Source organism: Nocardioides marmoraquaticus (assembly GCF_054777915.1).
This window is the reverse complement of the sequence record NZ_BAAHAA010000001.1, coordinates 136650-161774: the sequence shown is the minus strand read 5'-3', so window position 1 is coordinate 161774 and position 25125 is coordinate 136650. Positions and strand designations below refer to the sequence as shown.

Here is a 25125-nt window from a genome sequence, read left to right as displayed (position 1 = left end):
GCCGCTCTCGTCGGTCGAGCTTGTCGAGACCATCGGATGGTCTCGACGAGCTCGACCAGCGGGTGGTGCTCGACCAGCGCAGGGCGCTCGACCGGCGAAGCGGGTGGCGCTGGTGGCGTGCGGGGCGCTGGCGCAGCCCGCGGGGCGGGTGGCGGCGGCGTACGGCTGGGAGCTCGACGTGCACCCGCTGCCGCCGCTGCTGCACAACCGGCCGCAGCGCATCGCGGGCGAGGTCGAGCGGCTGGCGGGCGAGCTGGCCGCGTCGTACGACCACGTGGTGGTGGGCTACGCCGACTGCGGCACCTACGGCGCCCTCGACGAGGTGTGCGACCGGCTGGGGCTGCGCCGGCTCCCGGGGCTGCACTGCTACGACGTCTTCGCCGGCGCTGACCGGGTCGAGGCGATGACGGAGGCCGAGCCGGGCACCTACCTGCTCACCGACTTCCTGGTGCGCTCGTTCGCGCGCACCGTCGAGCAGGAGCTGGGGCTCGACCGCTACCCCGAGCTGCTGGACGACTACTTCCGGCACTACACCCGCGTCGTGTGGCTCGCGCAGAGCGACGACGCGGTCGAGCTGGCCGAGCTGCGGCCGCTCGCCCAGGACGCCGCGGACCGGCTCGGGCTGCCGCTGCACGTCGTACCCACCGGGACCGCCGGGCTCGCCGACGCCCTCCGGTCGCTGCTCCCCGAGGAGGCCACGTGTCCACCCTGAAGTCCTCTCCGCTGGCCCGCCGCGGCCAGCGCGCCGGTCGTGCCGGTCGCGACGCGGCGATGAAGCGACTGCTGCAGCACACCCGCTACGAGGTGCTGCCGACCGCGACGACCGAGGAGAAGGTCGTCACCTCGGTGCCGACCGACGTCGCCGTCACCGTCACCGCCTCGCCCGGCAAGGGCCTCGAGGCGACCCTCGAGCTCAGCGAGGCGCTGGGTCGGCAGGGGTACGACGTCGTGCCCCACCTCGCGGCCCGCATGGTGCGTGACCGCGCCGAGCTCGTCGACATCCGCGCCCGGCTGCGCGCGGCCGGCATCTCGTCGGTGTTCGTGCCCGGCGGCGACGCCGAGCCCGCCGGTGACTACGTCGACGCGTTCAGCCTGCTCGAGGACCTCGCGACGCTCGAGGACCCCTTCACCCACGTCGGTATCACCGGCTACCCCGAGAGCCACCCCACCATCACCGACGACCTGACGGTGCAAGCGATGTGGGACAAGCGGCGCCACGCCACCCACGTCGTCAGCAACCTGACCTTCGACCCGGCCACGATCCGTGACTGGGTCGCCCGGATGCGGCTGCGCGGCATCACGATGCCGCTGTTGCTGGGCATGCCCGGCCCGATCGACCGGGCCAAGCTGCTGACGATGGCCACCAAGATCGGCGTGGGCGAGTCGACCCGGTTCCTGGCCAAGCACAAGGGCACCTTCGCCCGCCTCGCCGCCCCCGGCGGCTTCACCGGCGAGCGCTTCCTGCGCGACTGCGCGACGGTGGCCGCCCAGCCCACCGCCGGCATCGAGGGCCTCCACGTCTTCACCTTCAACCAGGTCGCCCAGACCGAGGCCTGGCGTCAGGAGCTGCTGTCCGAGCTGGGCTGAGGGGCGGCGCAGGCCGTCAGCGCGGTGCTGTGGTGTCACCAGGTGACAGCGCAGCACCGCACTGGTGCGGAACCCTGCGCCGGGCCGCTGTGGGCTGAGCTGCCCGTCGCTCGACGAGCCGTCCACCGACCGGGTGGCAGGCTCGGCGGCATGGGTGACTCCGACCGGTTCGACGAGAGCCCCGATGCCGAGTTCTACCGGTTCCCGCGGTTCGTGACCCACATCGACGACGCGGCGATCGCGGCGGTCACGGCGCTGTACGACGAGCTCGGCGTCGGCGGGCACGTGCTCGACCTGATGTCGTCGTGGGTCTCGCACCTGCGGCAGGCGCCGGAGCGACTGACGGTGCTGGGGCTCAACGCCGAGGAGCTCGACGCCAACCCGATGGCGACCGACCGGGTGGTGCACGACCTCAACGCCGACCCGAGGCTGCCGTTCGCGGACGCGTCGTACGACGCGGCGCTGTGCTGCGTGTCGATCGACTACCTCGTCGACCCGGTCGCCGTGCTGGCCGAGGTCGCCCGAGTGCTGCGACCGGGGGCGCCGGTGGTCATCACCTTCTCGAACCGCTGCTTCCCGACCAAGGCGGTGCGGGCGTGGGTGGCCACCGACGACGCCGGACGGTGCGACCTCGTGGTCGACCACCTCGCCCGGGCCGGAGGCTTCGAGCCGGCGACGGTCGAGCGGCGCACGCCCGGTGGGACGTACCTCGGCGACCCGCTCCTCGCGGTCGTCGCACGCCGGGCGGAGCCGTGAGCGACGTCGAGCGCACCGCACTGGTCGGGCGCGTGGTCGAGGTGGTGCGGGGCCGTGGCCCGGTCGCCGTCGTCGGCCACCCGTGCCCGTGGCGCGACGACCTCGTCGACGTGCTCGCCGAGCGGCTCGACCACCCCGTCACGGCGTACGACGCCGTCCCCGACGACGTCGGTGCGGTCGCGTGGCTGGAGCTGTCGGCGGGTGAGGCGTGGCTGATGCGCGCCGAGGTCGAGTGGGTGGCCAGCGGACGCCGCGCCCGCGGCGCGCCGCTCGTGCCCGGTGCTCGCTGGGTCGCGAGCCCCGGCGGCGACCACCCGGACGACATCGACGACGTGATGACGGCCCCGGACGGGAGCGACGTCGTCTTCGTCCCGGTGAGCGGCGTACGGCCGCCTCGGCGCCTCAGGCTGTTCTACGACTGGTGCGACCACGTGCTCTGGGACGAGGGGTACGCCCACCTCGGCGAGCTCGAGACGTTGCTCCCCCTGTCGCCGCAGCTGCGGGACCGGCTGGCCGCCTTCGTCGCGACCGTCGACGCGTCGGTCGACCGCCGCACGTCGGACATCCGCTACGCCGGGATGCAGGAGGACGAGCGCTCCCTGGCGCGTGCCGTGGCCGACGAGCTGGAGGGGGAGTTCGTCGTGGAGACGTGAGGGCTGCCGACGCGGCTGTCGCTCCCTGAGGAGCCCGCGAGGGACGAGCGGGCGTCGCGAAGGGGCGCTCTCCCTTCGTGGCTCGACCTCGAGAGGGTCGCAGAGCGACCTCCTCGGCCCGGCGGCTGCGCTCGCACCTCAGGGAGCGGGTCCGGTCTCGCTCCCTGAGGAGCCCGCGAGGGACGAGCGGGTGTCACGAAGGGGGCCGCCCCTTCGTGGCTCGACCTCGAGACGGTCGCAGAGCGACCTCCTCGGCCCGGCGGCTGCGCTTGCACCTCAGGGAGCGGGTCCGGTCTCGCTCCCCGAGGAGCCCGCGAGGGACGAGCGGGTGTCACGAAGGGGGCCGCCCCTTCGTGGCTCGACCGCGAGAGGGTCGCAGAGCGACCTCCTCGGCCCGGCGGCTTCGCTCGCACCCCAGGGAGCGGATGCGTTCTCGCTCCCTGAGGAGCCCGCGAGGGGTCGCGGCTACCAGATGCGGACGCGGTCGGCGGGGTCGAGCCAGAGGCCGTCGCCGGGCTGGACGTCGAAGGCCTCGACGAACTCGGTGAGGTTGCGGGCGATGTTGGCGCGGAACTCCGGCGGGGAGTGGGGGTCGGTGGCGAGGTAGGTCTGGGCCAGCTCCGTGCGGCGCTTGGTGCGCCAGCAGAAGGCCCAGTTCATGAACAGGCGCTGCTCGCCGGTGCGGCCGTCGACCACCGGGGGCTCCTCGCCGTCGAGGGCGATCCGGTAGGCCTTGAGGCCGATGGTGAGGCCGCCGAGGTCGCCGATGTTCTCGCCGACGGTGAGCGAGCCGTTGACGGTCTCGCCGGGCAGGTCGCGCGGCTCGTAGCCGTCGTACTGCTCGACCAGGGCCTTGCTGCGCTGCTCGAAGGCCGACTTGTCGTCGGCGGTCCACCAGTCGTTGAGGTTGCCGGAGCCGTCGTACTGCGCGCCCTGGTCGTCGAAACCGTGGCCGATCTCGTGGCCGATCACGGCGCCGATGCCGCCGTAGTTCTCCGCGGCGTCGGCGTCGGCGTCGAAGAACGGCCGCTGCAGGATGCCGGCCGGGAAGCAGATCTCGTTGGTGCCGGGGTTGTAGTAGGCGTTGACGGTCTGCGGGAGCATGAACCACTCGTCGCGGTCGACCGGGCTGCCGATCTTGCGCAGCTCGCGGTCGGTCTCGTAGGCGGTCGAGGCGAGCACGTTGCCCAGCAGGTCGTCGGCGCTGATCTCGAGGGGCGAGTAGTCGCGCCACTTCACCGGGTAGCCGATCTTGGGCAGGAAGGTGTCGAGCTTGTCGTGCGCCCGCTTCTTGGTCTCCTCGGTCATCCAGTCGAGGTCGGTGATGGACTGCCGGTACGCCTCGATGAGGTTGGCCACCAGCTCGTCCATCAGCTCCTTGCTGCGCGGCGGGAAGTGGCGGGCGACGTACTCGCGGCCCACGGCCTCGCCGAGCGCCCCCTCGACGAGCGCGACGCCGCGCTTCCAGCGGGCGCGCAGCTCGGGGGTGCCCGACAGGGTGCGGCCGTAGAAGTCGAAGTTGGCCTCCACGAAGGCGCTCGAGAGGTACGCCGCCGCCGTGCGGATGGCGCGCACCGACAGGAAGGCCTTCCAGTCGTCGAGGTCGGTCTCGGCGAGCACCTGCTCGAGGTGGGTGAAGAACGAGGGCTGGCGGACGACCATCTCGGCGACGGTCGCCTCGGTGCCGCCGAGGCCCTGCACCCAGGCGCGGAGGTCGAAGCTCGGCAGGTCGGCCTGCAGCTCGGCCAGCGTGCGCAGGTTGTAGGTCTTGATGACGTCGCGGGTCTCGGCGCGCTCCCAGTGACCCCGGGCGATGCGGGTCTCGAGGTCGAGCACGCGCCGGGCGGTGCCGGCGGGGTCGGGGCGCTCGGCCAGGCCCAGGATGCGCTCGAGGTAGGCGACGTACTTGTCGCGCACCTCGGCGTGCTTGTCCTCGCGGTAGTAGCTCTCGTCGGGCAGGCCGATGCCGCCCTGGCCGACCTGCACGAGGTAGCGGTCGGACTGCCGGTCGTCGGTGTCGACGAAGGAGCCGAACAGGCCGCTGCCGCCGCGCCGCTCGAAGCTGCCGACGAAGGCGGCCAGCCCGGCGAGGTCGGTGATGGCGTCGACCCGCTCGAGGAGCGGGACGATGGGGGAGTGGCCGAGCCGCTCGACGCGCTCCTCGTCCATGAACGAGGCGAAGAGGTCGCCGATCTTGCGGGCGTCGTCGCCCTCGACCTCGCCGGCCGCGCAGTCCTCGATGATCGCGCGCACGTGCTGCTCGGCCTGGTCGGCCAGGGCGACGAACGGGCCCCACGAGGACCGGTCGTCGGGGATCTGCGTCGTCTCCAGCCAGCGGCCGTTGACGTGGCCGAAGAGGTCGTCCTGGGGGCGGACGTCGGGGTCCATGCCCTCGCGGGCGTCGTCGAGGATCGTCACGCGCCCGAACATACCCCCGGGGCACGACGCTCCGTCCGCCTGGTGAGAACCGTTGTCAGGGCAGTGCCGGCCACCCGCCTCAGCCGTGCCGGCGCCGGTGCTCGGCGCGCAGGGCGACGTACTCCTCGACCTGCTCGACGGCGTCCCAGGCGGCCTTGAAGACCCGGGCGCTCTCGGCCTTGACGGGGTCCTCCGGGCCGCGCGGCAGCTCGCGCCGGCCGTGCGAGCCGCTCTGCCCCCGCTTGCCGGCCGGGACCGGGCCGTCGTACTTCGTGCCGCCGGGGTGGTTGGCGTAGCGCCGCGATCGCGTGTAGCCCATCTGCAGGAACTTCCGCGCCATGTCGGCGCCCACCAGGTCGCCCTCGGCGAGGTAGGCGTGGAACCGCTCGGTGATCGCCGCGGCGCTCTCGCGGGCCAGGTCGGGCGTCCTGAACCGCCACAGCGGCAGCAGCTCGGACTTGTACGGCTCGACCGTCAGCACCCCCCGCTCCCCCCGCGCCACCCGGTAGGTCTCGGGGTGCGCGCGGGCGTCGGGGCGGGTCTCGCGAGCGGCGTCGTCGCTGGTCACAAAGGTGGTCGTACCCGAAGGGCAAGGCAGGGTCGCACAGTGGTGCCCGTTTGTCATAGGAATCGCGACATGTCAGGTGATTGCAGGTTGAACTACCGGACCGGTCTACTCCGATTAGCCCACTTCGGCCTGGATGTCCGCTTTCGGCTGGATCCGCGATCGGTTGATCGGTCAACCTCGTGTCACCGGTTCGAACCCCGGACCGGCCGCAGACACCAACGGGGAGACCACCATGACCATCCGATCGATCGTCACGAGCAAGCGCTTCGTCGCCGCCGCCACCATCCCGGCCACCGTCCTCGCCAGCGGCGCGCTGGTGATGGCCTCGTCCTACTCCGCCTTCTCGGCGAAGACCGACAACCCGGTGAGCAACTGGGCCGCCGGCACCGTCAACCTGACCGACGACGACAACGGCGCGGCGCTGTTCACCACCGGCACCAACGCCGGCAACCTCAAGCCCGGCGCGTCCGGCACGAAGTGCATCGTCGTGACCTCGAGCGGCTCGCTCGCGTCCACGGTGAAGCTCTACGCCAAGACCGGCAGCTACACCCAGTCCAAGGGCCTGGGCGACAACATCAACCTCAAGGTCGAGGAGGGCACCGGCGGGTCGTTCAACGACTGCACCGGGTTCACCGCGCAGGGCGCCGCGATCGTCGACTCCTCGCTCACGGCCTTCTCGAACACCAAGCAGGACTTCTCCACCGGCGCCGGCGCCTGGGCCCCGAACGGCGGCAACGCCACCAAGACCTACCGGGTCACCTACAAGCTCGCCGACAACACCCCGGACACCGCCCAGGGCGGCACTGCCTCGATCGCGCTGGTCTGGGAGGCGCAGAACAGCTGATCCACCCCGCCCGGTCTGCGCCCGGGCCCCGCGGGACGACCGGTCGTCGCCGCCGCGGGGCCCGGGGACCCGGGCACAGCAGCACCAGCACCACGAGCAGCACGTCATCAGCAGGGCCGACGAGACCGGGAGGGGGAACCATGGCCGAGCAGCAGCAGTCGCAGCGCCACTCGCACGTCGACCGGGTCCCCGGTCAGCGGACCGAGCTCGCCACCGGGCCCGCCACCGGGGTCCGGATCCCCGGTCAGCGCCTCGAGAGCCCCGCCGGTCCGGCCGCCACGCCGGTCGTCGAGCGGACCGTCGCCGCGGCGCCCGACGCCGGCTGGGAGGCGCTTCCCTGGCGCACCGTCGCCCGGGTCTCGGCCTGCCGGAGCCTGCTCACCCTCGTCCTCACCATGCTCGTCCTCGCCGTCCTGCCGCTGGCCGTCGGCTGGACCCCGCGCGTGATCATGTCGGGCTCGATGGAGCCCAGCATCCACACCGGCGACGTCGTCGTCACCCGACCCGTCGACGGCTCCGAGATCGGCCGGGGCACGGTCCTCACCTCCGTCGACCCCGACAAGCCCGGCAAGACCCGCACCCACCGCATGGTGGAGCGCGACGAGGACGGCATGGTCGTCACGAAGGGCGACGCCAACCCGGACGCCGACTCCAGCCCGGTGCCCGACAGCGACGTGCTCGGCGCCGGCGTCCTGCGCGTCCCCTACGTCGGCCTGCCCGCCCACTGGCTCTCCGTCGGCCAGCTGGCCCCGGTCGGCCTCGCTCTCGTCGTCCTGACCGGGGCGGTCCTGGGGTCGTTCCGGCCCCGGACCCCGCGCACCATGGACGACTCCCGTCGTGGCGGCGGCACCGGCACCAGCGCAGGGGGCCCTCACCGCCCCGCGCGCCGTGTCCGTGCCCGGGGCCGGCGCGCACGCCGCGCCGGTGCCGCCGTCACCCTCACCATGGCGACCGCCCTGGTCGTCACCGCGGTCCCGGGGTCGTACGCCGCCTTCTCGGCGAAGCCCGCGACCCCCGCGAGCTCGTTCTCCGCGGGCGGGCAGTTCTACCCCTATCGCGACGCCGTCCTCGGCGACGCGCCGTCGTTCTTCTGGCGGCTCAACGAGGCGGCGGGCGGGTTCGTAGCCGACGCCTCGGGCAACAACCGCAATGCGACCGCCGACGGCGGCGTGGTCTTCGGTCGCGACGGCGCCCTGGTCGGCGAGCCCGGCGCCACCGCCGCGGGCTTCGAGGGTGGCGTCGTGCTGTCGTCCGGCTCCGTGGCCAGCGTCAGCGCGAACTTCAGCGTCGAGACCTGGGTGCGCACCACCAGCACGGCCGGGGGGCCACTCGTGGCCCTCACCTCGGCGGCCAACACCGGCGTCATCGACCGGGCGCTCTACCTCGGGACCGACGGCGCCGTCCGGTTCGGCCGGCAAGGGTCGCTGCGCGTCGCCGGCCCCCGGGTCAACGACGGCCAGTGGCACCACGTCGTCTACACCAACTCCAGCACCGGCAACCCCAGCAACCAGCGCGCCCGGCTCTACGTCGACGGCCAGCTCGTCGCCACGAGCTCTGCCGTCACCGGCAGCACCACCGGCTACTGGGACGCCGGCCGCTCCACCTTCGCCATCCCGCTGCTGTGGAACGGCAACCCCGACAACACCTTCCGCGGCGACCTCGACGAGATCGCCGTCTACACCGACGTGCTCACCGCTGCCGAGGTCCAAGACCACTACGTCGCGTCCGGCCGCTGAAACTTACAAGCAGGCTTGACTGTTTGTAAGTCACTGGGACACGATCACCGCGTGACGGCGATCCGGGTGCCCCAGGAGGAGCGCACCCGCGCCATGCGCCAGCGGCTCCTCGAGGCCACGGTCGAGTGCCTGGTCGAGCGGGGCTGGAGCGGCACGTCGACCACGCTGGTCTCGCAGCGCGCCGGGGTGAGCCGCGGCGCTCAGCTGCACCACTTCCCGACCAAGAACGACCTGGTCCTCGCCGCCGTCGCCCACCTCAGCGAGGTGCGCGGCGACGAGCTGCGCCGGGCCGCCGAGCGGCTGCCGCGAGGCAAGCGTCGTACGCGGGCGGTGCTCGACATGCTCGCCGAGCACTTCACCTCGCCGGTCTTCGCGGCCGCGCTGGAGCTGTGGGTCGCGGCCCGCACCGATCCCGAGCTGCACGCCGCTGTCGCGCCGCTGGAGCAGCGCGTCGGCCGCGACACCCACCGGATCGCGGTCGAGGCGCTCGGCGTCGACGAGTCGCGCGCCCGGGTGCGCGAGCTCGTGCAGGCCACGCTCGACCTCGTGCGCGGGCTCGGCCTCGCCGCGACGCTGACCGACGACACCGCCCGCCGCCGTCGCATCCTCGCGGCGTGGGCGCACACCCTCGACGAGGAGCTCGCGGCATGAGCACGCTCGACACCGTCCTGGCCGACCTCGACGCCGAGTCCGCGTGGCTCGAGGGCGCGGTGGCCGGTGCCGACCTGCGTACGCCGACCCCGGCCGCCGGGTGGGACGTCGGCGCCCAGGTGGCCCACCTCGCCTGGACCGACACCGCCGCGACGTATGCCGCCCAGGCGGCCGGCGGCGACAAGGCCGCGTGGGACGACCTCGTGCTGCAGGCGATCGCCGACCCCGACGGGTTCGTCGACCGGCTCGCCCGCGAGGGCTCCTCCGACCCCGACCTGCTCGAGCGCTGGTCGCGGGGCCGCGTCAGGCTGGCCGACGCGCTCCGGGCGGTGCCGGAGGGCGAGCGGCTGCCGTGGTTCGGCCCGCCGATGAGCCCGACGTCGATGGCGACCGCGCGGTTCATGGAGACCTGGGCCCACGGCGTCGACGTCGCCGAGGCGCTGGGCGTGACCGTCGAGCCGACCGACCGGATCCGCCACGTGGCCCACATCGGGGTGCGCACCCGGGGCTTCGCCTTCTCCGCGCACGGCCTGGAGAAGCCTGCGGCCGAGCCGCGGGTCGAGCTCGTCGCGCCGTCGGGCGAGACCTGGACCTGGGGCCCTGACGACGCGACGGAGCGGGTGAGCGGGCCGGCGTACGACTTCTGCCTGCGCGTCACCCAGCGTCGCCACCGCGACGACCTCGACCTCGTCGCCGAGGGCGAGGGTGCCGACCGCTGGCTCGACCTGGCGCAGTGCTTCGCCGGCCCGCCCGGCGAGGGCCGCGCTCCGGTGGGGGGACGGCCGTGACGGCGGGGCCCTTCGAGACGTCCGCAGAGCGACCTCCTCAGCGAGCGTCCCTCCGCGTCGGCAACTGCTCCGGCTTCTACGGCGACCGGCTCTCGGCACTGCGCGAGGTGGTCACGGGCGGGCCGCTCGACGTCGTCACGGGCGACTACCTCGCCGAGCTGACCATGCTCATCCTGGGCAAGGACCGCATGCGCGACACCGCGCTCGGCTACGCCCGCACCCACCTGCGCCAGCTCGAGGACTGCCTCGGCGAGGTGCTCGAGCGCGGGGTGCGAGTGGTCACGAACGCCGGCGGCCTCAACCCCGGCGGGCTCGTCGACGCCCTCGGCGAGGTCGCCCGCGGGCTGGGGCTCGACCCCGCGGTCGCCTGGGTCGACGGCGACGACCTGCAGCCGCGCGCGGCCGAGCTCGGCTGGGACGGCGCCCTCACCGCCAACGCCTACCTCGGCGGCTTCGGCATCGCCCGGGCCCTCGGCGCGGGTGCCGACGTGGTCGTCACCGGCCGCGTCACCGACGCCTCGCTCGTGGTCGGCGCTGCCGCCTGGCACCACGGCTGGCAGCCCGGCGACCACGACGCCCTCGCCGGCGCGATGGTCGCGGGCCACGTCGTCGAGTGCGGCACCCAGGCCACCGGCGGCAACTTCTCCGGCTTCCTCGACCTGCCGTGCGCTGCGCAGCCGCTGGGCTTCCCCGTCGCCGAGGTCGCGGCCGACGGCTCGTCGGTCATCACCAAGCACGACGGCACCGGCGGCGCGGTCACCGTCGACACCGTCACCGCGCAGCTGCTCTACGAGGTGCAGTCGGCCGTCTACCTCGGCCCCGACGCCTCGGTCGACCTCGACTCGGTGCGGCTCTCCCAGCAGGGCCCCGACCGGGTGGCGATCGCCCCCGTGCGTGGTCTCGCGCCCCCCGAGCAGCTGAAGGTCTGCGTCAACGAGCTGGGCGGCTGGCGCAACAGCGTCGAGCTCGTGCTGACCGGTCTCGACGTGCCCGAGAAGGCGGCGTGGGTCCGTGAGCAGCTCACCCCCCGGTTGCGCGCGTCGTCGGTCACCTGGTCGCCGGTCTCCGCGCCCGCTGCCGACGCCGCCACCGAGGAGTCGGCGTCGGTGCTGCTGCGCTGCACCGTCAAGGACGCCGACCAGGCCGTCGTCGACCGCGCGTTCTCCGGCGCCGTCGTCGAGCTCGCCCTCGGCTCCTACCCCGGCTTCACCATGACCGCCCCGCCCGGCCGCGCCACGCCGTACGGCGTCTACCGCGCGGCGTACGTCGACCGGTCGCTCGTCACCCACACCGTCCACCTGCCCGACGGGTCGGTGGAGGTGGTGGCGGACCCGCCCTTCGTGACGCCTCGTTCCTCGGCTCCTCAGGGAGCGGGGGAGGCCGGTGACCGCTCTCGGGCCCCCTTCGTGACGCCTCGTCCCTCGGCTCCTCAGGGAGCGGGGGAGGCCGGTGACCGCTCTCGGGCCCAGGGGCCCTCGCACCTCGACCAGCCCGCAGTCGGGTCCACCCGCCGAGCCCCGCTCGGGCTGGTCGCGCACGCGCGGTCGGGCGACAAGGGGGGCGACGCCAACGTGGGCGTGTGGGCGCGGCGGCCGGAGGCGACCGACTGGCTGCTCGGCCTCCTCACCCCCGACCGGGTGCGCGAGCTGCTGCCCGAGGCGGCCGACCTCGAGGTCGAGGTGCACCACCTGCCCCACCTGCACGGCCTCAACGTCGTGCTGCACGGCCTGCTCGGCGACGGCGTCGCGGCGGGCACGAGGTTCGACCCGCAGGCCAAGGGCCTCGGCGAGTGGCTGCGGTCGAGGTACGTCGACGTCCCCGAGGAGCTCCTGTGACGCAGACCGGCTGGACCCCCGAGCAGCTCGCGCTGCAGGACGCGACCCGGGCCTTCGTGGCCCGCGAGGTCGCGCCCCACCTGCAGGAGTGGGAGGACGCGGGCGAGATCCCGCGCGAGCTCCACCTCGCCGCGGCCAAGGCCGGGCTGCTGGGCCTCGGGTTCGCCGAGGAGGTCGGCGGGCAGGGCGGCACGCTCCTCGACTCCGTGGCGATGCAGGAGGCGTTCTTCGAGGCGGGCGGCTCGTCGGGGCTGGCCGCCGGGTTGTTCACCAGCGGCATCGCGCTGCCCCACCTCGCCGCCCGCGGTACGCCCGACCAGGTCGACACCTTCGTGCGGCCCGCGCTGGCGGGGGAGAAGATCGGCTCGCTCGCGGTCACCGAGCCCGGCGGCGGCTCGGACGTCGCCGGCATCACGACCCGCGCGGTCAGGGACGGTGACCACTACGTCGTCGACGGCGCCAAGACCTACATCACCAGCGGCGTGCGGGCCGACTTCGTCACCACCGCCGTCCGCACCGGCGGGCCCGGCCACGGCGGCGTCAGCCTGCTGGTCGTCGAGAAGGGCACGCCCGGCTTCACCGTCGACCGCTCGCTGCGCAAGCTGGGCTGGCACTGCTCCGACACCGCCGAGCTCGGCTACGACGGCGTGCGGGTGCCGGTCGCGAACCTCGTCGGCGAGGAGGGCTCGGGCTTCTACCAGATCGCCCAGCAGTTCGTCGTCGAGCGCGTCGCCCTCGCGGTGCACGCCTACGGCATCGCGGCCCGCTCGCTCGCGCTCGCAGCGGCGTACGCGAAGGAGCGCCAGACCTTCGGCCGGCCGCTCGCCAGCCGCCAGGTGGTGCAGCACCAGCTGGTCGAGATGCACCGGCAGGTCGACGTCGCCCGCACCTACACCCGCGACGTCGCCCGCCGCCACGACGGCGGCGAGGAGGTCATCGCCCTCGCGTGCCTGGCCAAGCAGACCGCGGTCGAGGCCTGTGACCACGTCGTCGACCGCGCGGTGCAGCTCTTCGGCGGGGCCGGCTACATGCACGGCACAGAGGTCGAGCGGCACTACCGCGACTCCCGCATCCTCGGCATCGGCGGCGGCGCCACCGAGGTGCTCACCGACCTGTCCGCCAAGCTGTTGGGGTACACCGCATGAGCCTGCTGCCCGACCCGTCCGACTCCGTCTCGCTGGCCGTCAACGCACCGCCCGCCGAGGTGTGGGCGCTGGTCAGCGACGTCACCCGCATCGGGGAGTTCTCCCCCGAGACCTTCGAGGCACGCTGGACCCGCGGCTCGACCGGGCCCGAGGTCGGCGCGACCTTCAAGGGCCACGTCAAGCGCAACGGCGTGGGTCCGACGTACTGGACCGGGTGCACCGTCACGGTGTGCGAGCCCGAGCGGCACTTCGAGTTCCGCGTCGGCACCGACAGCGTGACCGTCAACAACTGGGGCTACCGGCTCGAGCCGGAGGGGTCGGGCACGCGGGTCACGGAGTACTTCCGGATGGAGCCGCTGCTGCCGTTCCGGCTCTACTGGCTGGTGCTCGGCCGCCTGCGCGGCCGCACCAACCGGCGCGGCATGCGTACGACGCTGGAGCGGATGAAGGCGGTGCTCGAGAAGTGACCGCGGTCTCGACAGGCTCGACCGACGAGAAGGTCGGCAACCGCGAGGCGGCGCTGGAGAAGATCGCCGCCCTCGACGCCGAGCACGCCAAGGCGGTGGCCGGCGGCGGGGAGAAGTACGTCGCCCGCCACCACGACCGCGGCAAGCTGCTCCCGCGCGAGCGCATCGAGCTGCTCGTCGACCCCGGCTCGGCCTTCCTCGAGCTGAGCCCGCTCGCCGGGTGGGGCTCCGACTTCACCGTCGGCGCCAGCATCGTCACCGGCATCGGCGTGGTCGAGGGCGTCGAGTGCGTCATCACCGCCAACGACCCGACGGTCAAGGGCGGCGCCAGCAACCCCTGGACGGTCAAGAAGGCGTTCCGAGCGGGGCAGATCGCCGAGGAGAACGACCTGCCGACCATCGCGCTGGTCGAGTCGGGTGGGGCCGACCTGCCGACCCAGAAGGAGATCTTCATCCCCGGCGGCAGGACCTTCCGCGACATCACCCGCGCCAGCGCGCGCAAGCAGCCGACGATCGCGCTGGTCTTCGGCAACTCCACGGCCGGTGGTGCCTACATCCCCGGCATGAGCGACTACACGGTGATGGTCAAGGAGCAGGCCAAGGTCTTCCTCGGCGGCCCGCCCCTGGTCAAGATGGCGACCGGCGAGGAGTCCGACGACGAGTCGCTCGGCGGTGCCGAGATGCACGCCCGGGTCTCCGGCCTCGCCGACCACCTCGCCGTCGACGAGCACGACGCCATCCGGATCGGCCGGCGCATCGTGGCCCGGCTCAACCGCGAGCGGCGCCCTTCGAGGCTCGCTGCGCTCGCACCTCAGGGAGCGGGGGGCAGCACGCTCGCACCTCAGGGAGCGGGGGGCAGCACGCTCGCACGTCAGGGAGCGGGGGGCAGCACGCTCGCACCTCAGGAGGCTAGCGGGCTGACGCGGTCGTCGGTCGAGCGTGTCGAGACCAGGAGCCGGCAGGCGTACGCCGAGCCGGCCGGCGACCCGGAGGCGCTGCTCGACCTGGTGCCGCAGGACCTCAAGGAGCCGTTCGACCCGCGCGAGGTCATCGAGCTGGTCGTCGACGGGGTGAGCGAGGGCAACGGCGTGCCGTTCGACGAGTTCAAGCCGCTCTACGGCTCCTCGCTCGTCACCGGCTGGGCCCGGCTGCACGGCCACCCGATCGGCATCCTCGCCAACGCCCAGGGCGTGCTGTTCAGCGAGGAGGCGCAGAAGGCCACGCAGTTCATCCAGCTCGCCAACCAGGTCGACACACCGCTGCTGTTCCTGCACAACACCACCGGCTTCATGGTCGGCGCGGAGTACGAGCAGGGCGGCATCATCAAGCACGGCGCGCAGATGATCAACGCCGTCTCCAACTCCTCCGTGCCCCACCTGACGGTGATCCTGGGGGCGTCCTACGGCGCCGGCAACTACGGCATGAACGGCCGCGCCTTCGACCCCCGCTATCTGTTCACCTGGCCCAGCGCCAAGAGCGCCGTGATGGGTCCCGCGCAGCTCGCCGGCGTGCTCAGCATCGTCGCCCGGGCCGCCGCCGAGGCCAAGGGAGCGGCGTACGACGAGGAGGGCGACAAGGGCATGCGCGAGCTCGTCGAGCAGATGGTGGAGGAGCAGTCGTTGCCGTACTTCCTGTCGGGGATGCTCTACGACGACGGCGTCATCGACCCCCGCGACACCCGCACCGTGCTCGGCATCTGCCTGTCGGTGATCAGCCGCTCGACCTGGTCGGGCGCCCGGGGATACGGGGTGTTCCGGCCGTGATCGCACGACTGCTCGTCGCCAACCGCGCCGAGATCGCGGGCCGGGTGTTCCGCACCTGCCGCGACCTGGGCATCGGCACCGTCGCCGTGCACTCCGACGCCGACGCGGGCCTGCCGTACGTCGCCGAGGCCGACGTCGCGGTGCGGCTGCCCGGCGTGACGCCGGCCGAGACCTACCTGCGGGCCGACCTCGTCGTCGAGGCGGCGCTCGCCGCGGGGGCCGACGCGGTGCACCCGGGCTACGGCTTCCTCTCCGAGAGCGCCGACTTCGCGCGCGCCGTCGAGGCCGCCGGGCTGACCTGGGTCGGCCCGACGCCGGGGTCCATCGAGCAGATGGGCTCCAAGGTCGAGGCCAAGAAGCTCATGGAGGCCGCCGGCGTCCCCGTGCTGACCAACCTCGACCCCTCGACCGTCACCGAGTCCGACCTGCCGGTGCTGGTGAAGGCGAGCGCCGGGGGCGGCGGGCGCGGGATGCGCGTCGTACGCACCCTCGGGCAGCTGGCCGACGCGGTGGCCGGCGCGGAGGCCGAGGCGGCGTCGGCGTTCGGCGACGGCACCGTCTTCGTGGAGACCTACGTCGAGCGCGGCCGGCACGTCGAGGTGCAGGTCGTCGGCACCACCGTGGTCGGTGACCGCGACTGCTCGCTGCAGCGGCGCCACCAGAAGGTGGTCGAGGAGGCGCCCGCGCCGGGCCTGCCCGACGGCGTGCGCGCGGCGCTGCACGAGGCGGCGGAGTCCGCCGCCGCGGCGATCGACTACCGCGGCGCGGGCACCGTCGAGTTCCTCTACGACGAGGCGTCCGAGCGGTTCTTCTTCCTCGAGATGAACACCCGGCTCCAGGTCGAGCACCCCGTCACCGAGGCCGTCCACGGGGTCGACCTCGTGGCGGCGCAGCTCGCCGCGGCCGAGGGCACCCCGGTGGCTGTCGCCACCCCGGCGCGCGGCCACGCGATCGAGGTGCGGCTCTACGCCGAGGACCCGGCGGCCGACTACCAGCCGCAGTCGGGGCTGCTGACCCGCTTCGAGGTGCCGGCGGGCGACGGGGTCCGGGTCGACGCGGGCTTCGTCAGCGGCACCGAGGTCTCGACCCACTACGACGCCATGCTCGCCAAGGTCGTCGCGCACGCCCCGACCCGCGAGCAGGCGGCCCGACGACTGGCCGGCGTGCTCTCCCGGGCCCGGATCCACGGGCTGACGACCAACCGCGACCAGCTGCTCGCGGTGCTGCGTCACCCGGCCTTCCTGGCCGGGGAGGTCAGCACGGCCTTCCTGGCCGAGCACGACCTCGACCTCGGGGCGCTGCCGGGCACCGCCGTCGAGCAGGGCCTCGGGCTCTTCGCGGCCGCCGTCGCCGTCACCGAGCGGGCTGCGTCGCTGCGGCCGGTGCAGCCCGGCGTGCCGACGGGGTGGCGCAACGTGGTCTCGGCGCCGCAGACGACGTCGTTCGAGGTCGCCGGCACCCGGGTCGACGTCGACTGGCTCGGTGGTCGCGACGGCTCGACGTCGGCCGACCGGCACGGCGAGGTCGACGGTGCCCGGGCGGTCGCGGTCGAGGGGGGCCCGGACGACTGGGTCGTCACCGTCGACCACGCCGGCCGGCGACGCCGCTTCGCGGTGGCCACGGCGGGCGACCGGGTCGACGTCGACTCCGGCGCCGGCCACCTGGCGCTGCGGCTGCTGCCGCGCTTCACCGACCCGGCCGACGCCGTCGCGGAGGGCTCGCTGCTCGCCCCGATGCCCGGCACCGTCGTCGCCGTGCCCGTCGCCGACGGCGCGACGGTCGCGGCCGGCGACCCCGTCGTCGTCCTGGAGGCGATGAAGATGCAGCACACCATCCGCGCCCCCGGCGACGGCACGGTCGGTGACCTCGCCGCCGTCGGCACCCAGGTGGCCGCCGGCGACGTGCTCGCCGTGGTCTCGACAGGCTCGACCAGCGACGACGAAGGAGAACCCGCATGACCACCTACACCGAGTCCGAGGAGCGCCAGGCGCTGCGGCGCGAGGTCGCCAAGCTGGCGTCGGCGTACGGGCGGGAGTACTTCACCGAGAAGGCCCGCGCCGGCGAGAAGACCACCGAGCTGTGGCTCGAGATCGGCAAGCAGGGCTTCCTCGGCACCAACGTCCCGGAGGAGTACGGCGGCGGGGGCGGCGGCATCGGCGACACCGCGGCCGTCTGCGAGGAGCTGGCCGCCCAGGGCTGCCCGCTGCTGCTCATGGTCGTCAGCCCGGCGATCTGCGGCACCATCATCAGCCGCTACGGCACCGAGACCCAGAAGCAGACGTGGCTGCCCGGCATCTGCGACGGCACCGGCACCATGGCCTTCGCCATCACCGAGCCCGACGCCGGCACCAACACCCACAAGATCACCACCACCGGCCGCAAGGACGGCGACGAGTGGGTGCTCAACGGCCGCAAGGTCTGGATCTCCGGCATCGACGAGGCCGACCACGTCCTGGTCGTCGCCCGGGTCACCGACGACGGCAGCGGCCGGGTCAAGCCGGTGCTCTTCGTCGTGCCGACCGACGCGCCGGGCTTCGAGGCCCACCCGATCCCGATGGAGATCGTCAGCCCGGAGCGGCAGTTCCAGGTCTACCTCGACGACGTCCGGCTGCCCGCCGACGCGGTCGTCGGCAACGAGGACGGCGGGCTCGAGCAGCTCTTCGCCGGGCTCAACCCCGAGCGCATCATGGCGGCCTCGTTCTCGACCGGCCTCGCGCGCTTCGCCCTCGACAAGGCGGCGGCCTACGTCAAGGAGCGCGAGATCTGGGGCGTCCCCATCGGCACCCACCAGGGCCTCGCCCACCCGCTCGCGCAGAGCAAGATCGAGATCGAGCTGGCCCGGCTGATGACGCAGAAGGCCGCAGCCCTCTACGACGCCGGGCTCGACGCCGAGGCGGGCGAGGCCGCGAACATGGCCAAGTACGCCGCCGCCGAGGCCGCCTGCGACGCCGCCGACCGCGCCGTCCAGGCCCACGGCGGCAACGGCATCACCCAGGAGTACGGCGTCGCCGGCCTCCTCGTCGCCGCCCGCGCCGGCCGCATCGCCCCCGTCTCCCGCGAGATGATCCTCAACTACGTCGGCATGCACTCCCTCGGCCTGCCGAAGTCGTACTGAGGGCCCAGCCTGATGACCGACGAGCTCGTCAGGTACGCCGCCGAGGGCGACGTCGTGACCGTCACCCTCGACTCGCCGCACAACCGCAACGCCCTGTCGCGGGCGCTGGTGACCCAGCTGCTCGACGCCCTCGAGCGAGCCGACGGCGAGGCGGCCAAGGTGGTGGTGCTGCGCAGCGCCGACCGGGTGTTCTGCTCGGGCGCCGACCTCAAGGAGGCCGGCGCCGGGGGGATGGCCGAGGGCACCACCGCGCTGGTCGAGCTGCAGCGGCGCATCGTCGCCCACCGCAAGCCGGTCGTCGTACGGCTCGGGGGGCCGGTGCGGGCCGGGGGTCTCGGCATCGTCGCGGCCGCCGACGTGGTGGTGTGCGGCGACGACGTGACCTTCGCCTTCACCGAGAGCCGGCTCGGCCTGGCGCCCGCGGTCATCAGCCTCACCGTGCTGCCGCGGCTGACCAGCCGCGCGGCGTACGACACCTTCCTGACCGGCCGCACCTTCGGTGCCGACGAGGCGGTGGCGATGGGCCTGGTCACCCGCGCCGTCCCCGCTGCCGACCTCGACGCCGAGGTGACGCGGACCTGCGACGACCTCGCCCAGGCGCACCCGCAGGGGCTCGCCGAGACCAAGGCGCTGCTCGCCCGGCCGCTGCTGGCCCGCATCGACGAGCAGGCCGCCGAGATGAGCGACCTCAGCGCGCGGCTGTTCGCCTCCGACGGCGCCCGGGAGGCGATGACGGCGTTCCTGGAGCGCCGGTCGCGGGGGTAGTCCCGGACGCGCCACCGCCCCACCCGACGGGCGCGGGTGGGGCGGTGCGACGAGCGGGTCAGCGCCTCCCGCGGCGGCGTCCGCCGCGGCGGCGCCAGGGGCCGGTGACGGCGAAGGTGGTGCCGGGGTCGTAGACGTTGAAGAACATCACCCGGCCGTCGGGTGAGAACGAGACGCCCGACAGCTCGCCGGTGTTGCCCGGCGTGGTCGTCTGCCGGTTGCGGGCGAAGACGAACGGCTCGCCCCTGGCGGTGGTGCCGAGCATGTAGTTCTCGCCGTCGGAGTCCTCGCAGATCATCAGGCCGCCGTACGGCGAGACGCAGATGTTGTCGGGGCACTCGTAGACGTCGTCGGCGTCGGTGCCGACGAAGATCAGCTCCAGCGTCAGGGTGTTGCGCCGGGTGTCGTAGCGCCACACCTGGCCGTCGTGGCTGTCGGCCGAGCCGTCCTTCGGGCGGGCGAAGCTCGACACGAAGTAGGCGGAGGCGTCGGCCGCCCCCCACCACGCGCCCTCGAGCTTCTGCCCGCGGGTGATCGGCTTGGGGTAGTCCTGGGCGCGCGTCGGGTCGGTCGCCGCCGTCGGGTCGGGCACGTCGAGCCACCGGATGCCGCGGAACGTCGTGCCGGCCGTGCGGACGGTGCTGAGGTCCTCCAGCCCCGGGACGTGGAGCGCCTGCAGCGTGCCACCGGCGCGCAGCGACCCGTAGCCGCCCCTGGGCTTGCGGGGCAGGAAGCGGTAGTAGCTGCCGAGCGGGGCTCCCGAGAAGGCGTCCTCGGTCTCGTAGGCGATGCCCGTGCGCGGGTCGATCGCGACCGCCTCGTGCATGAAGCGGCCCATGTCGGTCAGCGGCACCGGGTCGGCGTTGCGCCGGTTGTCGTAGGGGTCGACCTCGAAGATCCAGCCGTGGTCCTTGGTGTAGCCGTTGGTGCCGGTGCGGTCCTCGGTCTCCTCGCAGGTCAGCCACGTGCCCCACGGGGTGATGCCGCCGGAGCAGTTGATGGCCGTGCCGCCGAGGCTGACGTACTCCTCGCGCACCGTCAGGTCGCTCCTCAGCGCGAGGTTGGTGGTGCCGCCGCCGGCGCCCGGGTCGTAGGTCGTCCTCAGCCCGGCCGTCGGCACGCGGAACTCCGCGTCGGGGTAGACCTCGTGGTTGCGCACCAGCCGGAAGCCGCCGCCCCGCTTGTTCTCGAAGCTGCCCATGCCGTCGTGGTTGCTGGGCACGGGGCCGCCGCCCGAGCGCATCGGCCGGCCCTCGCGCGACAGGATGCGGTAGGAGAAGCCGCGCGGCAGGTCGAGGATGCCGCGGGGGTCGCGCACGAGCGGGCCGTAGCCCTTGGTGGGGCCACGACGTCCGGCGGCGGGCATCGCCGTGTAGAGGGCGTCGGCGCGTCCCGACAGGCCGATGGCCAGGCCGGCCGAGCCGGTGCCGAGCAGCATGGCGCGACGGCTGAGGGCGGCCGCGCGGGACGCGTCGTGGGTGGGGGCGTCGGTCATGGGTGTGTCTCCTCCGAGTAGGCCTGTGACGCTAGTCACTGCCCCCGACAGGCGTCTACGCCCCCCGGACCTGCGGATCGTCCCCGAGGCCGACTCGTGCGCCTGGCACGGCGACCGTGCCGCCCAGCCCCGTGACGCTCGCCGCCACGACCGGATGGTGGCCGAGGGCTGGTGCACGCATCGGGGACCGCCCGGTCACCCCAACCAGGCCTCGAGCCGGTCGAGGCCCTCGACGAGGGAGTCGTGGGAGCCGGCGAAGGAGAGGCGCACGAAGTCGCGGCCGCGCCGCGTGTCGAAGTCGATGCCGGGCGCGGTCGCGACGCCGGTCTCGTCGAGCAGCCGGTGGCACCAGCCGTGGGAGTCGTCGGTGAGGTGGCCGACGTCGGCGTAGACGTAGAACGCGCCGTCGGCGGGGGCCAGCCGGTCGATCCCCATCGCCGGCAGGCGGTCGAGGAGCAGCGCGCGGTTGGCGGCGTAGCGGGCGACGTGGCCGTCGAGCTCGGCGTAGGACTCCGGGGTGAAGGCGGCGACCGCGGCGCGCTGCGAGAGCACCGGTGGGCAGATCGTGAAGTTGCCGGTGAGCACCTCGACAGGACGGCGGAGGTCCTCCGGCACCAGCATCCAGCCGAGCCGCCAGCCGGTCATGGAGAAGTACTTGCTGAACGAGCCGAAGACGATCCCCGTGCGCGAGGTCTGCCAGGCGCTGGAGGTCGGCTGGCCGTAGGTGATGCCGTGGTAGATCTCGTCGCTGACCAGTCGCACGCCGTGCTCCTCGCACCAGCGGGCGAGCCGGGCCAGCTCGTCGGGCGGCAGCATCGTGCCGGTCGGGTTGGCCGGGGAGGCGACCACCAGCCCGTGCACCGGGCCCTCCACCTGCTCGAGCACCTCGACGGTCGGCTGGAACCGGGTCTCGGGCCCGCAGTCGACCTCCACCACCTCGACCCCGAGCGCGGCCAGCACGTTGCGGTAGCAGGGGTAGCCGGGGCGGGCCATGACCACGCGGTCGCCGGGCTCGAAGGAGGCGAGGAAGGCCAGCAGGAAGCCGCCGCTCGACCCGGTCGTGCCGACCACGTCGTCGGGGCCGACGTCGATGCCGCTCGCGCGACGGTGGTGCTCGGCGACGGCGGCGCGCAGCTTGGGCACCCCCGTGGCGACGGTGTAGCCGAGCCGGTCCTCGTCGAGCAGCCGCTTGGCCTCCTCGCGCACCGCCCGGGGGGCGGGCGTCGACGGCTGGCCGGCCACGCAGTCGACGAGGTCGCCGTGGGTCTGCTGTCGCCGCTGGGCGGCGGCGAGCAGGTCCATGACGAAGAACGGCGGCACGTCGGCGCGACGGGCGACCTGCATCCGGGACACGGCGTCGGTGCTCACCGCTCCAGCCTAGGCAGCGGCGGCGGTCGTCACCGGGGTGCGCCTAGGTTGTCCCGGTGACCGACGCACCGGACCGTCCGCTCGAGCTGCTGGCGATGGCCGCCACGACCGCGGCCTGGACGGCGGTGCCCGACTACGTCTCCGGTCGCACCGGGCAGCGCCTGGCGCGCGCCGGGGTGGCAGCCGCGAGCGCGGCCGCCCTCTGGGCCACGCGCGAGTCGCGGCGCCCCGCGTGGGAGCACGCCTCCGACGACACCGGAGCCCACCTCGGCGACGCCGCCACCGCCGTAGGCCCGGCCGCGGTGGCCGCCTCGGTGCTCGCCCTGCCCGCCGCCGTCGTCGGCGGCAAGCGGCTCGAGGAGTGGGCGGTCGCGGCGCTGGAGCGGCGCGGCGTACGGCGGCCGCGCACCGTGGTCGCGCTGGCCTGGGGCGTCGCCGCGGTTGCCCGACCCGCCGCCGCGCTGGTGCGGGGCCGAGCCGCTCGCTGACGGCTCAGCCGGCGCGCTCGGGCAGCGGGCCGAGCCAGGGCTCGAGGCCGTCGACGGGCGTCGACCACGACAGCCGCAGCTCGTCGGGGCGCAGCAGCATCGAGCGGAACGCGTCGGCCAGGGCGTACGGCGGGTCGCCCAGGCCGACGACCACCACGCGGGTCTGCGGCGTACGGCGCCCCCAGGCCTCGGTGTCGCCGATGCTGAGCTGGCCGCCGCAGCCGTCCCAGGTGCAGACGCGGCCGGGCCGGGTCGGCAGCCAGAAGCACCCGCGCGAGCGGTGCGGGCCGCCGCCGACCGCGGCGAGGTCGGCCAGCAGCCGGTCGGGGTGGAAGGGCAGGGCCGAGACGAGGTCGAGGCGCCAGACGTGCTCGAACCGCGCGCGGGGCAGCGGCGTACGACGCACGGGGGCCACCCAGTCGAGCGTGCGGTCGTGCTGGTGCAGCCCGCGCACCAGGGTGGCGCCGTCGACCCGGGCGACCCCGGCCGCGACCTCGACGCCGGGGCGGGCGAGCGCCTGCAGCAGCTCGGTGCCCGCGGGCCCGGCGTCGCCGTGCACGACGACGAGGTCCGCGTGCTCGACCTGGGCGGCCTCGACCTCGCCGACGCCGCGGCGGTCGTCGTCGGAGCTGTGCAGCCCGCGCTCGGCGAGCAGGTCGTCGCCGAGCAGGTCGGCCTCGACCGAGGCGCCCGCGACGGCGACGACCGCGGCGACGCGCAGCCGCCGCGCGAGGACGGTGTCGTGGGCCAGGACGTGGCAGACCTGCCGGGCCTCGGCGCCGACGGGGAGGTGGGCCACGATGCTGCGCCACCGGCCGGAGGCCGCCAGCCGCTCCAGCGTGGGCAGCACGTCCTGGCGCAGGGCGCAGCTCACGCACGCGTGCTCGAGGTCGATCTCCTCGACCTCGACGACGCCGTCGAGGTCGCTGACGACGCGGCGCAGCGTGCTGCTCCCGACATCGATGTGGTGCTGGACGGCGACAGCGTCCGGCAGGTCGAACTGCAGCCCGACCATCGTGGAGGCCATCGCCTCGGGGTCGACGCCGGTGACCAGGACGACGGGAATGCGCACGGGGGTCCTCTCGTTCCTATGATGACAATCATTGTCATCCTGCCTGAGGAGAGGTCCCCATGTCACGCAACGACGTCCGCCCGGTCGTGAAGCTCCGCTCCACCGCCGGCACCGGCCACACCTACGTCACCCGCAAGAACAGCCGCAACGACCCCGACCGGCTCGTGGTGCGCAAGTACGACCCGGTCGTGCGTCGCCACGTGGAGTTCCGCGAGGAGCGCTGATCCTCACGCCGCTCAGAAGGAGTCGGGTCCCCAGGGGGCGCGGTGCCACGACAGCGCGGCGGAGGCGGCGGCGACGGCGCCCGGCGTGTGCTCGGCGACGCGGCCGGCGCGGTGCAGGTCGACCAGCGAGGTGCCGGCGAGGTACGCCGCCCCCAGCGCGAGCACGTCGAGCCCGAGGTCGGCCGGGTCGTCGGTGCGCTCGACCGTGGTCGACGCCGCCGGGCCGTCGGTGCGCAGCCGCCAGCGTCCGGCGTTGTCGGGCAGCACGGCGTCGCTGACCTCGACGACGACGTCGACGGGGGCGGCGTACGCCCGCAGCCGCAGCGCGGCGGGCACGTCGACGACGCGGAGGTAGATGCCGTCGAGCACCTCGGTGCGCACCGCGTCGTGGTCGCCGACCATGAGCCGCAGCGGCTCGTCGGCGGCCGCGTTGCGCCACCGGAACCGGCGCGCGAGGTCGATGTCGCACAGGTAGCGCCACAGCGAGGCGTACGCCGCGCCCTCCGCCCACAGGCCGACGACGCGCACCTCGCCGTCGGGCAGCCCGGCGGCGTCGTGGTCGTCCTTGAAGCGGTACGACGCGAACCCGTCGGGCTCGCCCGCGTCGTCGTAGTGCACGACGAACCGGAGGTGGTCGGCGCCGGCCCGGGCGTCCTCGGCGTCGTAGGTGTCGATCGCCCAGCCGTTGTCGGCGGCGCGCGACATCGTGCCGGGCCGCTCGGCGGCCAGGACGGGGTGCAGCCGGCGCGCGACCGCCTCGTACTGCTCGCGGTCGAGCTCGGCGACCGAGCCGCTGGTGCGGACGTCGGGCAGGAAGCCGAGGTCGCGGGTGCGTCCCTGCAGCCCGCGCCGCGGGATCGCCGGCGCGAAGCCGAAGCGGCCGTAGATGACGGCCTCCGAGGCCCACAGGGTGGCCACGGGCTCGCCGCGGCGCACGCAGTCGTCGAGCTGGCGGCGCATCATCCGGCTCAGCAGCCCGCGCCGCCGGTAGGGGGTGTGCACGGTGACGGTGGTGACGGCGGCGTGCGACACCTCGGCCCCGCCCGGCAGCCGCAGGTCGCGGGTCAGGGCCGCGAAGGTGGCCACCCAGCGCTCGCCGACGCGGAACCCGAACGCCCGGTCGGGCTCGATCACCGCCCGGTCGATCGCGAGCTGCTCGTCGGAGGTCGTCTCCTGGAAGCCGCGCCCCACGGCCCGGATCCAGGCGTCGAGGTCGTCGGGGTCGACGTCCGCGAGGGTCGGCTCCGTCAGGTGCGGCGCCGGCGGCAGGGTGAGGTCGTGGGCGGCCATGCGCCCATCCCAGCGCACCCCGGGGGGTGGTCGCCAGCGGGTTTCGACGGTGACCTGTCGGCCCGCGGTCCCAGCAGCGCAGCAGCGCGCCCGCGCT

At 74.0% G+C, this 25125-nt stretch carries 23 protein-coding genes; 17 read left to right on the top strand and 6 right to left on the bottom strand.

Going from position 1 to position 25125, the window contains the following annotated elements; translation table 11 throughout:
- The first annotated feature begins 103 nt into the window (after positions 1-103).
- The 4 genes from ACYU8I_RS00825 (at position 104) to ACYU8I_RS00810 (ending at position 2996) form a co-directional block, all read left to right on the top strand.
- Positions 104-712, top strand: coding sequence for a DUF1638 domain-containing protein (locus tag ACYU8I_RS00825; protein WP_460836415.1), 609 nt, complete (start codon positions 104-106; stop codon positions 710-712).
- Entirely contained in the window at positions 700-1587 is an 888-nt protein-coding gene (locus tag ACYU8I_RS00820) for a methylenetetrahydrofolate reductase (RefSeq protein ID WP_460836414.1), read from the top strand. The genes ACYU8I_RS00825 and ACYU8I_RS00820 overlap by 13 nt, the downstream gene beginning before the upstream one ends.
- 150 nt (positions 1588-1737) lie before the next feature.
- Positions 1738-2343 carry a class I SAM-dependent methyltransferase gene (locus ACYU8I_RS00815; RefSeq protein ID WP_460836413.1) on the top strand — a complete coding sequence of 202 codons (606 nt, stop codon included), beginning with the start codon at positions 1738-1740 and terminating at the stop codon, positions 2341-2343.
- Positions 2340-2996 carry a hypothetical protein gene (locus ACYU8I_RS00810; protein WP_460836411.1) on the top strand — a complete coding sequence of 219 codons (657 nt, stop codon included), beginning with the start codon at positions 2340-2342 and terminating at the stop codon, positions 2994-2996. Before ACYU8I_RS00815 ends, ACYU8I_RS00810 begins: the two co-directional genes overlap by 4 nt.
- Before the next feature lie 465 nt (positions 2997-3461).
- Here the strand turns inward: ACYU8I_RS00810 and ACYU8I_RS00805 are convergent, their stop codons facing one another.
- Complete coding sequence (locus ACYU8I_RS00805) at positions 3462-5384, bottom strand: M13 family metallopeptidase (RefSeq protein WP_460836596.1); 1923 nt, start codon at positions 5382-5384, stop codon at positions 3462-3464.
- A 109-nt stretch (positions 5385-5493) separates the two neighbouring features.
- Positions 5494-5982 (bottom strand): DUF4385 domain-containing protein, encoded by a 489-nt coding sequence (locus tag ACYU8I_RS00800; RefSeq protein WP_460836409.1) that lies wholly within the window; start codon positions 5980-5982, stop codon positions 5494-5496.
- 232 nt (positions 5983-6214) lie between these two features.
- On the opposite strand from ACYU8I_RS00800, the gene ACYU8I_RS00795 reads away from it, so the two are divergent.
- The 11 genes from ACYU8I_RS00795 (at position 6215) to ACYU8I_RS00745 (ending at position 19091) form a co-directional block, all read left to right on the top strand.
- Entirely contained in the window at positions 6215-6826 is a 612-nt protein-coding gene (locus ACYU8I_RS00795) for a hypothetical protein (protein ID WP_460836408.1), read from the top strand.
- Positions 6827-6966: 140 nt separating this feature from the next.
- Positions 6967-8562 (top strand): signal peptidase I, encoded by a 1596-nt coding sequence (locus ACYU8I_RS00790; protein ID WP_460836406.1) that lies wholly within the window; start codon positions 6967-6969, stop codon positions 8560-8562.
- Between the two features lie 51 nt (positions 8563-8613).
- A complete protein-coding gene (locus ACYU8I_RS00785; RefSeq protein ID WP_460836405.1) occupies positions 8614-9213 on the top strand; it encodes a TetR/AcrR family transcriptional regulator in 600 nt (199 codons plus the stop codon).
- Positions 9210-10001 carry a TIGR03084 family metal-binding protein gene (locus ACYU8I_RS00780; RefSeq protein WP_460836404.1) on the top strand — a complete coding sequence of 264 codons (792 nt, stop codon included), beginning with the start codon at positions 9210-9212 and terminating at the stop codon, positions 9999-10001. Before ACYU8I_RS00785 ends, ACYU8I_RS00780 begins: the two co-directional genes overlap by 4 nt.
- Positions 9998-11836 carry an acyclic terpene utilization AtuA family protein gene (locus tag ACYU8I_RS00775; protein ID WP_460836403.1) on the top strand — a complete coding sequence of 613 codons (1839 nt, stop codon included), beginning with the start codon at positions 9998-10000 and terminating at the stop codon, positions 11834-11836. Before ACYU8I_RS00780 ends, ACYU8I_RS00775 begins: the two co-directional genes overlap by 4 nt.
- Complete coding sequence (locus tag ACYU8I_RS00770) at positions 11833-12981, top strand: acyl-CoA dehydrogenase family protein (RefSeq protein ID WP_460836402.1); 1149 nt, start codon at positions 11833-11835, stop codon at positions 12979-12981. The genes ACYU8I_RS00775 and ACYU8I_RS00770 overlap by 4 nt, the downstream gene beginning before the upstream one ends.
- Positions 12978-13448, top strand: a complete 471-nt coding sequence (locus tag ACYU8I_RS00765) for an SRPBCC family protein (protein WP_460836401.1) — start codon at positions 12978-12980, stop codon at positions 13446-13448. The genes ACYU8I_RS00770 and ACYU8I_RS00765 overlap by 4 nt, the downstream gene beginning before the upstream one ends.
- On the top strand, positions 13445-15211 hold the full coding sequence (locus ACYU8I_RS00760; RefSeq protein ID WP_460836400.1) for an acyl-CoA carboxylase subunit beta: 1767 nt from the start codon (positions 13445-13447) through the stop codon (positions 15209-15211). The genes ACYU8I_RS00765 and ACYU8I_RS00760 overlap by 4 nt, the downstream gene beginning before the upstream one ends.
- On the top strand, positions 15208-17169 hold the full coding sequence (locus ACYU8I_RS00755; RefSeq protein WP_460836399.1) for an ATP-binding protein: 1962 nt from the start codon (positions 15208-15210) through the stop codon (positions 17167-17169). Before ACYU8I_RS00760 ends, ACYU8I_RS00755 begins: the two co-directional genes overlap by 4 nt.
- The gene (locus ACYU8I_RS00750; protein ID WP_460836398.1) at positions 17166-18326 is read left to right on the top strand and encodes an acyl-CoA dehydrogenase family protein; all 1161 of its coding nucleotides are present in this window, start codon (positions 17166-17168) and stop codon (positions 18324-18326) included. The genes ACYU8I_RS00755 and ACYU8I_RS00750 overlap by 4 nt, the downstream gene beginning before the upstream one ends.
- Positions 18327-18338: 12 nt before the next feature.
- Entirely contained in the window at positions 18339-19091 is a 753-nt protein-coding gene (locus ACYU8I_RS00745) for an enoyl-CoA hydratase family protein (protein WP_460836397.1), read from the top strand.
- A gap of 58 nt (positions 19092-19149) precedes the next feature.
- On the opposite strand, the gene ACYU8I_RS00740 is transcribed toward ACYU8I_RS00745, so the two are convergent.
- Both ACYU8I_RS00740 and ACYU8I_RS00735 read right to left on the bottom strand, forming a co-directional pair.
- Positions 19150-20586, bottom strand: a complete 1437-nt coding sequence (locus ACYU8I_RS00740) for an alkaline phosphatase PhoX (RefSeq protein WP_460836395.1) — start codon at positions 20584-20586, stop codon at positions 19150-19152.
- A gap of 195 nt (positions 20587-20781) precedes the next feature.
- Entirely contained in the window at positions 20782-21954 is a 1173-nt protein-coding gene (locus ACYU8I_RS00735; protein WP_460836394.1) for a pyridoxal phosphate-dependent aminotransferase, read from the bottom strand.
- A gap of 56 nt (positions 21955-22010) precedes the next feature.
- Between ACYU8I_RS00735 and ACYU8I_RS00730 the strand changes: the two genes are divergently transcribed.
- Positions 22011-22442 carry a hypothetical protein gene (locus tag ACYU8I_RS00730; RefSeq protein ID WP_460836393.1) on the top strand — a complete coding sequence of 144 codons (432 nt, stop codon included), beginning with the start codon at positions 22011-22013 and terminating at the stop codon, positions 22440-22442.
- A 4-nt stretch (positions 22443-22446) separates the two neighbouring features.
- Here the strand turns inward: ACYU8I_RS00730 and ACYU8I_RS00725 are convergent, their stop codons facing one another.
- Complete coding sequence (locus tag ACYU8I_RS00725) at positions 22447-23514, bottom strand: GTP-binding protein (protein WP_460836392.1); 1068 nt, start codon at positions 23512-23514, stop codon at positions 22447-22449.
- Positions 23515-23573: 59 nt separating this feature from the next.
- On the opposite strand from ACYU8I_RS00725, the gene rpmG reads away from it, so the two are divergent.
- Positions 23574-23738, top strand: a complete 165-nt coding sequence (rpmG, locus tag ACYU8I_RS00720) for a 50S ribosomal protein L33 (RefSeq protein WP_460836390.1) — start codon at positions 23574-23576, stop codon at positions 23736-23738.
- Positions 23739-23750: 12 nt separating this feature from the next.
- On the opposite strand, the gene ACYU8I_RS00715 is transcribed toward rpmG, so the two are convergent.
- Entirely contained in the window at positions 23751-25028 is a 1278-nt protein-coding gene (locus ACYU8I_RS00715; RefSeq protein WP_460836389.1) for a GNAT family N-acetyltransferase, read from the bottom strand.
- Positions 25029-25125 lie beyond the last annotated feature (97 nt).